Annotated in this window: 12 protein-coding genes; all 12 read right to left on the reverse strand. The window is 40.9% G+C overall.

The genetic code is table 11. The annotated features are described in order from the left end of the window. Position 1: 1 nt before the first annotated feature. The 12 genes from UR08_RS06470 to cls all read right to left on the reverse strand — a co-directional run bounded on the left by UR08_RS06470 (position 2) and on the right by cls (position 11,937). Positions 2-766: an enoyl-CoA hydratase-related protein gene (locus UR08_RS06470; protein ID WP_115752858.1), complete on the reverse strand. Its 765-nt coding sequence runs from the start codon at positions 764-766 to the stop codon at positions 2-4. Then, positions 767-979, reverse strand: a complete 213-nt coding sequence (locus UR08_RS06475; protein ID WP_036070617.1) for an acyl-CoA carboxylase biotin carboxyl carrier protein subunit — start codon at positions 977-979, stop codon at positions 767-769. Further along, complete coding sequence (locus UR08_RS06480) at positions 979-2,139, reverse strand: acyl-CoA dehydrogenase family protein (RefSeq protein ID WP_115752859.1); 1,161 nt, start codon at positions 2,137-2,139, stop codon at positions 979-981. The genes UR08_RS06475 and UR08_RS06480 overlap by 1 nt, the downstream gene beginning before the upstream one ends. 130 nt (positions 2,140-2,269) lie before the next feature. After that, positions 2,270-3,091 carry an aldo/keto reductase gene (locus tag UR08_RS06485; protein WP_115752860.1) on the reverse strand — a complete coding sequence of 274 codons (822 nt, stop codon included), beginning with the start codon at positions 3,089-3,091 and terminating at the stop codon, positions 2,270-2,272. Between the two features lie 76 nt (positions 3,092-3,167). After that, the gene (locus tag UR08_RS06490; protein ID WP_115752861.1) at positions 3,168-3,869 is read right to left on the reverse strand and encodes a response regulator transcription factor; all 702 of its coding nucleotides are present in this window, start codon (positions 3,867-3,869) and stop codon (positions 3,168-3,170) included. Positions 3,870-3,871: 2 nt separating this feature from the next. Continuing rightward, a complete protein-coding gene (locus tag UR08_RS06495) occupies positions 3,872-5,329 on the reverse strand; it encodes a sensor histidine kinase (RefSeq protein ID WP_115752862.1) in 1,458 nt (485 codons plus the stop codon). A gap of 58 nt (positions 5,330-5,387) precedes the next feature. Then, the gene (locus UR08_RS06500) at positions 5,388-6,332 is read right to left on the reverse strand and encodes a DUF4822 domain-containing protein (protein ID WP_115752863.1); all 945 of its coding nucleotides are present in this window, start codon (positions 6,330-6,332) and stop codon (positions 5,388-5,390) included. 106 nt (positions 6,333-6,438) lie between these two features. Beyond that, positions 6,439-7,116 carry a DUF3153 domain-containing protein gene (locus UR08_RS06505; protein ID WP_115752864.1) on the reverse strand — a complete coding sequence of 226 codons (678 nt, stop codon included), beginning with the start codon at positions 7,114-7,116 and terminating at the stop codon, positions 6,439-6,441. A gap of 3 nt (positions 7,117-7,119) precedes the next feature. Continuing rightward, on the reverse strand, positions 7,120-7,806 hold the full coding sequence (locus UR08_RS06510; protein ID WP_115752865.1) for a YjjG family noncanonical pyrimidine nucleotidase: 687 nt from the start codon (positions 7,804-7,806) through the stop codon (positions 7,120-7,122). A 124-nt stretch (positions 7,807-7,930) separates the two neighbouring features. Continuing rightward, positions 7,931-9,589, reverse strand: a complete 1,659-nt coding sequence (locus tag UR08_RS06515; RefSeq protein ID WP_115752866.1) for a peptide ABC transporter substrate-binding protein — start codon at positions 9,587-9,589, stop codon at positions 7,931-7,933. Between the two features lie 196 nt (positions 9,590-9,785). Further along, positions 9,786-10,349, reverse strand: coding sequence for a GNAT family N-acetyltransferase (locus UR08_RS06520; protein WP_115752867.1), 564 nt, complete (start codon positions 10,347-10,349; stop codon positions 9,786-9,788). A gap of 70 nt (positions 10,350-10,419) precedes the next feature. Next, entirely contained in the window at positions 10,420-11,937 is a 1,518-nt protein-coding gene (cls, locus tag UR08_RS06525; protein WP_115752868.1) for a cardiolipin synthase, read from the reverse strand. Positions 11,938-11,959: the final 22 nt, after the last annotated feature.

Raw genomic sequence — 11,959 nt, forward strand, 5'->3', positions numbered from 1 at the left:
CCTACCTCCCTTGAAATTTGGCTTCCCGCTTCTCTCGAAAGGCCTCGAGCCCCTCACGTCTATCCGCCGTCGGAATCGTCTTTAAATAGCCTTCTTTTTCGAGCAAGAAAGCGTCCTTCTCAGGCAACTCGCTTGCTCCGCTGATTACTTCCTTGGCGATTTGAACTGCGATGGGCGCATTCTTTGCCAGCTGCTCCGCCCAATTTAGCGACGCATGGAGCGCATCTTCTGCTATTTGATTCACGAGCCCAATTTCTAGAGCTTCTTCCGCTTGGATTCGCTTCGCCAGTAGAATCAGTTCCATCGCCTTGCTTTTTCCTACAAGCTTCGTCAGTCGCACCGTTCCAAAAGAACCCGGAATAATGCCAAGACTTGTTTCCGTAAGTCCAAGTTTCACGCCTCGTTCTGCGATTCTAAAATCACAAGCGAGCGCGAGTTCAAGTCCGCCTCCAAAAGCAGCACCATTTAAAACGGCAATCGTTGGACACTTTAACGCCTCCACTTGCGCGCATACCGAGCGAATTCGTTCTACCGCAGGCCAAACCTCATCTTCGCTTAAACCAGCTCGTTCCGATAAATCTGCCCCAGCCGAGAAGACACGGCCGCCGCTACCAGCAATAAGGAGCGCGCGAACTGGTTTTAAGGTTTGGATAGCTTCCTTAAAATCCGTGAGCATGGCGTTTGAAAAGGCATTGGCTTTTTCAGGACGATTGAGCGTTAAAACGGCTACTTCATTTTCTAAGTATTCCAAGTTGACTAGCGCCATTTAATCAAGCATCCCGATCGTATCATTTTCATTTACAAACTCGCCTTCTGTCACTGACCATTCGACAATTTTCCCCGTATTTGGAGCTTCAACAGGAATCAGCATCTTCATGGATTCAATTTCTGCCAAGACTTCTCCTTTTTCAACTTCATCTCCTGCATGTTTTTTAAATTGATGAAGCGTTCCTGTAATGACCGCACGAATTTCTTCCATTATTTGTTCTCTCCTTCTTCCTTAAATAGTTGTCTTGCAATTACAAGGCGCTGAATTTCCGAAGTGCCTTCCCCAATTTCAAGGATTTTCGCATCCCGGATCAAGCGTTCTACTTGTGCAGGTCGCATATAACCTGTTCCGCCCAGAATTTGCATCGCCCGATTGGCATTTTTCGTAGCCGTTTCTGAAGCAAAGACTTTTGCCATTGCCGCTTCCTTGATGTAAGTCTCACCAGAATCTTTTAAAAGGCTCGCCCTTTGAACGAGTAATCTCGCCGCTTCCGTCTCTGTTAGCATATCCGCAAGTTTAAATTGAACGGACTCGAATTGCCTGATCGGCCCATCAAACTGAACGCGTTCCCCGGAATGGCGAAGTGCCTTATCGAACGCGTCTTGCGCAAGACCAACCGAAATCGCTGCAATCGAAATACGGCCGCCATTCAGCACATTAAGCAGCTGCTTCAATCCGTCCGTTTCTTGTCCCAATAAATTTTCTTTTGGAACGCGCACGTTTTTAAATGTAATTTCACCTGTATCAGACGATCGCGCACCCATTTTATCATAGGGACTTGTCACCGTAATACCTGCTGTATCCATCGGGACAATTATCGCTGAAATTATTTTTTCTCCAGAAGGTTTATAGCCTGTAATCGCTGCAACTGTAATGATAGAAGCATAATTCGCATTCGTGATCCATTGTTTCGTTCCATTTAAAATATAATCATCGCCTACTTTTTCAGCCGTCATCTCGATTCCTTTCGCATCAGAACCTGCCGTTTTTTCCGTCAGTCCAAACGCAGCCAGTTCACGGCCTTCTGCAAGTGGTCGTAAAAATTTCTCTTTTTGTTCAGGCGAGCCGTATCTTGCAATAGGCTCCGTCCCGATGGAAATTGTTGCGACATAGCTTAGTGCCACACCTAAACTTACGCGGGCAATTTCTTCTGCAGCCGTCATATAAGCAAGCGTGCCCATGCCTTTACCGCCGTATTCTTCAGAAAAAGGTAGCCCAAGATAGCCTCGTTTTCCCATTTCTGCAAACAATTCGCGCGGGAAACGAGCTTCTTTATCTAGCTGATCCGCCATAGGACGAATTTTTTCTTCCGCAAAAGCGCGTACTTCTTTTTTGAGCGCAGTAAGTTCCTTTGAAAGTTCAAAATCCATGTTGCTTCCTCCTTCTTGGATTGTAAAATCACTACCCTTCAATGATAACTATTCTCATTTTGAAAAGCAATTTTCACGATTGCAATAAAAAATCCTGCACAGACGTGTCTGTGCAGGATTTACAAATTCATTAGAAATTAAAATTGTCCGGATCGGGACCCGTTCTTTCATCTTTATTCATCGCTGAAATCGCGAGCAAATCTTCGTCTGAAAGTTTAAAGTCAAACACATCCGCGTTTTCTTCAATCCGTTCCTTATGAACCGATTTAGGAATCGTCACAATTCCATTTTGCAGATCCCATTTAATAATGACTTGGGCAACTGATTTTCCGTATTTATCCGCAATTTTTTTCAGTTCAGGGTCGCTTAACATTTGACCATTTCCTAGCGGCGACCAAGCTTCTACCACAATTTTATGATCACGGCAGAATTTTCTTAGCGGCTCTTGTGTCAAATGTGGATGAAGTTCAATTTGGTTCACCATTGGCACAATATCAGCATCCGCAATGAGTTCCTTCAAATGGTGTTCTTGGAAATTACAAACCCCAATCGCGCGAATTTTTCCATCTTGATAAAGCTGTTCAAAAGCGCGCCAAGTATCTTTAAATTTACCAGCAACTGGCCAGTGAATCAAATAAAGATCGAGGTAGTCGGTTCCAAGGCGTTTAAGGCTTGCTTCAAAGGCTTCGATTGTTGCGTCGTAACCTTGATCTGCATTCCAAAGTTTACTTGTTAGGAAAAGATCTTCACGTTTCAATCCTGACTCCTTGATTGCTTGACCAACGCCAGCCTCGTTTCCGTAAGCCTTCGCTGTATCAATAGCCCGGTATCCGGCTTGAAGCGCCCATTTGACGGGATCAACCACTTCCTTATCATCCACTTTCCAAACACCAAAACCAAGGCGAGGCATTTTCACGCCGTTCGCGAGTTCAACTGTTTCTGTTATACTCATTCTCTTCACCTTCCTATTCTTTACGACTTTATTTTATACCCCTCAAAATGGATTTCAAATCATCCGCTCACAAAAATCACTCACCATTAAAACGATAACCCGTTCCCCAAACCGTTTCGATTAGTCGTGGTTTGTTGGAGTCAAACTCAATTTTCTCGCGCAATCGCCGTACATGCACCACAACCGTCGACGTATCACTCAGTGCCTCCATTCCCCAAATCAACTCAAATAAATCGTCCTTACTAAAAACTTGATTCGGGTGCTCGATAAAAAACTTTAAAAGATCAAATTCTTTGGTCGTGAAAATAACTTCTTGATCGAGTACGAACACTTTGTGTGCGAGCGTATCGAGCCGAATATGATGCGCGGAAATAAAGTGGGCTTGATTCTTTTCGCCCGCTTCAATGTGAGTTAAGCGCTTGAAGCGCGAAAGATGCGCCTTGACGCGCGCCACAAGTTCACTCGGACTAAAAGGCTTACTAATATAATCATCCGCTCCGAGCCCAAGTGCACGGATTTTATCAATATCTTCCTTTTTCGCGGAAACCATCAAAATCGGTTGATCCATTTTAGCGCGTAACTGTTCACAAACCTCGAGTCCTGATAATTCAGGCAGCATCACATCTAATAAAATCAAATCGTATTGCCCTGTTAAGCCAAGTTCAAGCCCTGCCTTTCCGTCCGTTGCCATCTCAACAGCATAGCCACTAAGTTCCAAATAATCCCGTTCTAGTTCAGCAATCGGTTGATCGTCTTCAACAATTAAAATTCGCTCCATCTCTATTCTCCCTCTTCCAGCTTCAACGTAAAAATAATGCTTGTAAATTCTCCAGGTTCACTTTCCGCCCAAATTTCCCCGCCATGTTCTAAAATGATTTGTCTTGAGATCGCAAGTCCAAGTCCGCTTCCTCCTGTATCCCGATTACGAGAACCTTCCACGCGGTAAAACCGTTCAAAAATCAAAGCAAGGTTATCCTTCGGAATCCCACTCCCGTGATCTTGAACAGTAATCCAAGCAGCATTTCCTTCGATCTTAGCAGATAAAGTGATGCGCTTATCTTGCTGTAAATATTTACTACTATTTTGCAACAAGTTATCTAACACCCGTCGAATTTTTTGTTCATCAAACCGGACAAGCGCCGCCCCAAGTGCATCCACATCCGCGATGAGCTCTATCCCTCGCTCTTCCAAATCCAGCCGATATTCATCCGCAAAATGAACTAGAAATTTACGCAAATTAGCCACTTCAAAGTCAAAAGGCAGCTTGTGCAAATCCAGTTTTGAAAACGTAAATAAATCATCGATCAAGTAATTCATACGTTGGGCTTGGCTGTGAATCATATTCAAGTAACTCGCTTGCTTTTCCGGAGTTCGTGCGACTCCATCTCTAAGTCCTTCCACGTAGCCCATAATCGAAGTAATCGGCGTCTTTAAATCATGCGAAATGTTCGATAAAAGCTCCTTCCGATTTTCCTCATACTTGCGATTTTCTTGATTAGCCGTATTTAAAGCACTACGCAACTCTTCAAATTCCTTCGCGAGGTCTGCTACTTCACCTTTTGCCTTGTTTGAAATTTCGAGTTTTTCATCGAGCTTGCCACTTTTTAATTGCTGGACTTTGCGACTCAGTTCTTGTAAAGGATTAATGATCGTCTGTCTAAGCGAGCGATTGAGCCAAAGAATCAATAAAAAGGCTACGATCAGTATCATCGCACTAAATAAAAACCCCCACTTTTGCAAGAACTCGGAAAGACTATTTTCTTGTTTTAAAATCATAACACTGCCGTTTTCTTGGTCTTTAAAGTGAAAGTCGAATTTCAAATAGCGAAACAAATTCCCTTTATTATCAATCGTTCCTTGCGTAAAAATATTATCTGTATCAAAAGTGGGCGCATGCACTTTAAGCGATTTTAAAACGAGCCCTTTCGAATAATAAACAATTTCATCGTCCTTCCGAATCACAATATCGAGATTTTCCCGTTCATATTTCTTAATTTCTGTTTCAATTTCAGGAGACAAAAGAGCATTCGGATCACGCTGCGCGATGCCCCGGAAAGCAATCAACGCTTCTTGTTCATTTTTAGAAATCGTTTTTTGCTGCGTCATCATTTTATAAAATTTAGCTGGCGTCGCAATTTCTCCATTGATCGCATAAAATACCAGCATAAAAACTGCAAAAATAGCCGCTAACGAAACAAATAAACTACCTAAAAAAGTCACTAAAAATCGCGTTCGCATCCAAAACTCCTCCTAGAAAAAGAAGAAAAGGCAGAACCTTTTCTTCTTTTCATCTTCATCAAAATGTAAAGGCTGGGTTAAACTCGCCTTGATAAGGCTCATGTTCGACAAATACTGAAACCATTTCTCCAGCTGCATTTTTTCCTTCTCGCTTATACGTAAAGCGTTCATTATTGAGTTCAGTGATTTCAAGAACAGCCCCGTATTTATTCGTTCCAATGGAAGCATGAGCACGAATTTTATTATGGCGAAGCACATCAAAGTAACCAAAATCGCCTCGCGTTACACCTGTATTTAAATCGAAGAATTCATATTTATTCGTTTCCGCATCAAACTTCGCTAAACTAATAAAATTTTGATTATATTTTGTCACATCTTTCCCATCTGCGTCAACTACTTTTGTGCCGTTCCATAAAGTTTCTCCTAACAGCTTAGCACCCGACTCATTTCTCACAATTTTCCCGGTTTGCGCAGAAAGCTTTTCAAGTGGCTTTGTAAAGCTCAATTTTTGCTCATGATAAGGAATATGATCCACATAAACTTCTACTGGGTTTCCCCCTTCATCTTTGCCCATTCGTTTATAAGTAAATTTTTGTTTCGTCAGTTTCGTAATATCCACAACCGCTTGATAGTTTTTCGTTTCTGAAATCAAAATTCGTTTTGTTCCATCATTCGTTATGAAATAAGTTCCTGAATCGCCGCGGCTTTCTCCCGTTTTTTGATCAAAAAATTCATAACGCCCATTCTTTTTATCATATTTTGCAAAACTCATGAGTTCCTGATTTTCTTTCGTTAAATCTTTTCCATTCTTGTCATAAACTTTTGTTCCTTGCCAGTTAGTACTTGCTAGAATTTGATTTTTCCGATCCCCGGTGGTTTGATTAACATGACTTTTCTCCTTAGAAGCTTCCGCCTGTACTTGCTCCCCGTTTGCTGCTCCCATTCCGCATCCTGAAATAATCAGTCCTGCTCCTAAAACTGCTACCATTAATTTTTTCTTCATTGTTTTCAGCTCCTCTTTCTTTGATAATTTTATTATAGGAGAGAGTTCTAAACTGCCAATAAACGAATTCTTAAATATTTCTTAAATCCACAAAAAAAGCTTGCCCTCACTCGGACAAACTTTTCCGTTTCTTTCGCTGCTTACGAATAACCATAAAAATAATCCCTACAAGTAATAAAACGAGAATTCCCGCAAGAATCGCGATATGTAGCACATTTGGAATACCGACTTCCACAAACAATTTATTTTTCTGATCAAGCGGTACCTTCCAAGTCAGCTTTCCACCATCCGCTTGATCCGCATTGCTATCACGAACATGCGATATCGGTAAATCGAGCACAAACGTATAATCAATCTGCGCAAGCAATTTCTCTGGAATAGCCAGATCGCTGCCCCCAAAATCCCCGATCAGTTTCGGCACATCAAGATTTGCTTCCACCTGGTAACGATTCATGAAGAAACCGCGCTTTTCCTGAATTTTGATGCCATATTTTGCAAGTTCCTTCTTCGAAATAGCTTTTTCATCCATTTTTTCCACTTTTTTTCGAACTAGAAAATGTGTATATGACTTTTTTTGAATTGAAAAGCCTTGTTTTTCCAATTTTGCTTGAATGTCTTCGCTGACACGTTCAGAAAAAAGGCCAGCAAAATTCGATAATTTTATATCAAAAGTAAGCTCGGCCGAACGATCACGATTCACCTTCACCGTATTCGTTACACTGGCACATCCAGCTAAAAAAACAACCAATACGAGCCATAAAACAAGAATTCGTCTTCCTTTCATAATTTAGCCCACAACAATCTTTGGGAGCTGTTCCAATGTTTCAATTTCAAACGTCGGTTTATTCTCGGAGTTATTCACAATCTTATGTGGATTAAACCAGCAACTATCAATTCCCACTAAGTTTGCCCCGCGAATATCCGAGCTAAGCGAATCCCCAATAATCAAGCTTTCTTGCAAAGAAAAAGCTGGAATCCGTTCAAAACAGTATTTAAAAAACTCAGGCATCGGCTTTTGAAAACCCGTATCTTCCGAGACAAAAATCCCACGAAAATACTGATCCATCCCTGAATCCTTCAAGCGTCTGTATTGCGTCTTCGATACTCCATTTGTCACAATATACAAATCGAATTCTCGGTACAAGCTTTCAATTAACGGCTTTGCACCATCAATCAACTGATGCCCATCCTCTAGAAACTCGCGGTAACGGCTTTCCATCGCTAACCCATCAACTTGCTTATTAAATTCAGCAAACACACGCTTAAAACGCGTATTCAAAACTTCTTCACGAGCAATTTCTCCACGCTCAAATTGGCGCCATAATCCCGCATTTACATCTTTATACATCATTAAAAGCTCCTGGTTTGCTTCAACTTTTTCACTTTGAAACAAACGCTTTAAAGCACTATCCTCAGCTGCTTTAAAATCAAGCAACGTATCATCCACATCAAAAAGTAACGTCTTATATCCCATTTCCCAAGGCTCCTCTCAAACTCTATCACAACAAATCCTATCACAAAACGCTTACCTACGCCATTAAAAATTTTCCATTTCAACCAAAAAACTTGCTAGTCAGATTGACTAGCAAGTTCATTTCTTATTTCAATTCCATCCATTTATAACTATAAGGAGCACCAAACAAGTGGTGAACCACCCCAGTTAGATTTGATTTTTGAAGTGCCGCTGTCCCATTTTGATAAAGCGGAGCAATTCCAGCATCATCAATCAAAAGTTTCTCTGCGTCAATCATCGTTTGCCATCTTTCTTCTGGTTTCGTTGCAAGTGACGTTGAAGCTTCATTTAAAAGCTTATCATATTCTGCATTCGAATAATTGGCTCGGTTATAGTTGTTATTTGTAATTTGTGTAGCAAGGAATGTGATCGGATCTTGATAGTCTGGTCCCCAGCGCGTCAGCTCCAATGTATAATCTTTATCTTCATCAAGTTTTAGACGTGATTTATACGGAACCGTTTTAATCTTCACCGTTAAGCCATCCAAATTCGATTGCAAAGCATTTTGGATAAACTCACCAGATTTCTTATTAAAATCTTGGTCATCAACAAGAAGTTCAACTGTAATTTTGTCGATTCCTAGTTCCTTTTTCGCGGTTTCCCAATATTTTTTAGCTTGCTCTGCATCCGTTTTAACTAGTTTACCACTTTCTTTTCGGAAATCTTCTTTGGTTTCTGGATTAAATGTGAATTTCTCTGGCACGTAACCTTCAGCAGATTTCGAGCCATTTCCAAGAACCGTATCCACGAGCTGGTCACGATCTAGCGTGAGTGCAAACGCTTGGCGTGCATTTAGATTAGCAAATAGCGTATCTTTTCCATCTAACTTTTGATTAAATTTCAAATAATAAACGAAAGCTTCTAATTCGGTTTTATAATCCTTGTCATTTTTCTTTTGCTTGGCATAATCGCCCGTTAACATCGCACGATCTAGTTTTCCAGTATTATAAAGATTGACTGCTGCCCCAGGTTCTTTTACCACTTGCACATCAATTTGATCAACTTTCGTTTGTTTTTTGTTCCAATATTTATCATTTTTTTCGAATGTCCACTCTTTGCTTGTGTTCGTCCAATTTTTCATGACAAATGCACCGTTATAAATCATATGTTCACTGTCTTTCGCATAATCTTTCCCTTGTTTTTCCACATATTCTTGTTTTTGTGGGTAAAACGTTGGGAAAGTAAGTAGTGAAAGGAAATAAGGCGTCGGTTGCTCAAGAGTGACTTCAAGCGTTTTGTCATCCTTTGCTCTTACACCTAAATCTTCAGGTTTTTTCTTTCCTTCAATAATGTCTTTCGCATTTTTCACTACACCATCAAAAATGCTTGCATACTCTGCAGCCGTTTCAGGATTAACGATAGTTTGCCAAGCATAGACAAAATCATTGGCCGTAACGGGGCTACCATCGCTCCACTTCGCATCATCACGAAGCTTCATCGTGTAGACAGTTTGATCTTTATTTACTTCCGGTTCTCCTGCCGCAACACCAGGTGTCACTTGGTCTTTTTGATCCAAATAATAAAGCCCTTCAAAAACTTGGTTAATAGCCGTAAAACTAACACCATCTGTACCTTTTTTAGAATCCATTGAAGGAATCTCAGCGGATTCCATCAAATTCACGACCTTCTTTCCATTTCCACTTGAGCCATTTTTCGAACCTGATTCACTGTTTCCTCCGCATGCGGCTAAAACAAAGCTGATAATCATGATGCACGAAATAAGCCAAATACCCTTCTTTCTCATACAAAACTCCCTTTCTTTTGGTTAGTCACACGCGAAATGGCTGTTCGAAAAAATCTTAATAGATTTTATAATCCTAATTTTCAGTGTTTTTTATATATTAGCATATTTATGATGAATAAAAAAGGGGAATTTTCAGTTTTTTGCAAAAGGAAAATTAAAAAAAAGAACCGAGGCGATTAAACCGCGGTTCCTGCTCTTAAATTCTTTTTTGCATATGGTCGTATAAATGCCCGCTTAAAACTATTTCAGAAGTAGCGGCAAAACCTTGACGCTGATAAAGTTTTTTGGCTTTCGGATTTGCCTTATCACAGCTAAGACCGATCAGCCTTTCACCTTCAGCTCGCGCAATTTCCGGCAATGCTTCAAGTAATTGTGTCCCAATTCCCTTTCCACGAAAACGAGGATCCGTCACAATCGAGTCCAGATACCATTCACCGGGAAAAGTCTCTTTTTCAGTGAACACAGGAAACGTATAGTTCAACTTGTGCCGTTTTGCGATTGCTTGCCAAGGCTCATCGATAATCGGCTCTACTTCTCCAGGATAGCCTGCTACAACGCCTGCGATCTCACCATTTTCTTCAAAAACATGCATTCGATTATAACCATAGCGGTAACCTTCAATCGTAATCCCATCTTGAAGCGCAGCTAAAATCGCTTGTTCTGAATCAGCCTCAAGAATGGGGAGCTCCATATCCTTCCAAATGGTAAACAATAATGGAGCAATTTGTTCAGCATCTGCTGGTGTTGCTTTTCGAATCATTTTATACAATCCCCCAAAACTAATTAACGTTAGGTTAATTATAACATGCTTCAGAATTTCCGTCTATGACTCATAAAATTGGTGAAAGTAAACTAGATAAGTTTTCCTTCATTTTTGTAAACGTAGATTTTTTATCCATATCAGCCATCGTATACAAATGACTTTCTGCAAAATCCTGCTCAAAATCTTGCTGCATCTTGACAATGGCATCATCGCGGTCATATAAAAAGACCATCAGTTCATGATTCAAGCGAAAGCTTCTCACATCAAAGTTCGCCGTGCCAACTGCCCCACGCTCCCCGTCAACCAGTAACTGTTTGGCATGGATAAAAGAATCATCCCGGTACGCATAGACTTTTGCTCCTGCTTCGATCATTGTTTCAATGTTACCATTACTGCCATAAAAAGAAATCCCACGGTCACCTTTTCCCGGTAAAATGATTCTAACATCAATTCCACTCATCGAAACACGTCGAATGACAGCTAGCGCTTCTTCATCGGGTACAAAATAAGGGGAAGTGATCCAAACCGATTCCTTTGCTGAATCCATCAAATCAAGCATCGCATCACGAACCCATTTTTCTTTGTCATAAGGTCCACCATAAATGACCTGTGCCCAGTTATCGCCTTTTGGTTCAGGTGAAAAATACCTTGCAAGCCCTGCTTCATCCACAAATGGTTTAGCAGAATCAGCCTTATTCTCCATGTACACCCAGTCCACTAAAAATGATTCCTGAAGTTCCATAACGGCAGGCCCTTCAATTTTAATGTGAGTATCTCGCCAAACCACGAATTCTTTCGTATTACTTCGGTATTCTTCTCCCACATTCAAGCCACCTGTGAAGCCAATTTGTCCATCGATCACGACCATTTTGCGGTGATTTCTAAGATTAGCCGTGCGTGCAATCCAGATCGAGCCAAGTGGATCAAAAGCATGAATTTTAATACCAGCTTTTCGCATAGGCGCTAAAAAGTGGTCGGAAAGTGTGGCAGATCCCCAAGCATCATACATGAATTTCACTTCTACGCCTGCTTGTGCCCGTTCAATTAAAAGATCACGAATTTCATGTCCGATTTCATCAGACCGGTAAATATAATACTGGATATGGATATGATCTTTTGCTTCACGCATCGCTTCAAGCAAAGCCGGAAAGGTTTCATCCCCATTTGTGAGCAACGTCAGCGCATTGCCATTAACGGGCTGAATCTGTGTGAGATGCTCAATCCTTTTCGATAGCCGCGGTGCCTTTTGACCATTGGTATAAGGTTCTAAGCCATGAATCGTATCTGTAATTCGGTTCATTTCCTCGATTTGATGATGTTGAAAAACACGATTTTGTGGATTTCTCCCAAAGAACCAATAAATAATCACGCCAAACACAGGTAAAATAAAGATCGCCGCGATCCAAGCAATTTTTGATGACGTTACACGCCTATCAAAGAAAAGCAATCGAATTGCGATAATCATTCCGCAAAGTTCAACAAAAATCCCTGCACCATAAAGAATGATTGATGACCATTGCTTTAAGACGAATCCAATAATCAGAATCAGTCCAATCAGTATCACTAACTGAAATCTTTTTTTCATTTTTTTTCCCCTTTTCCCAAGT

Origin of the sequence: Listeria kieliensis (genome assembly GCF_003369925.1) — a bacterium.
In the GTDB taxonomy this organism is placed as follows: Bacteria; Bacillota; Bacilli; order Lactobacillales; family Listeriaceae; genus Listeria; species Listeria kieliensis_A.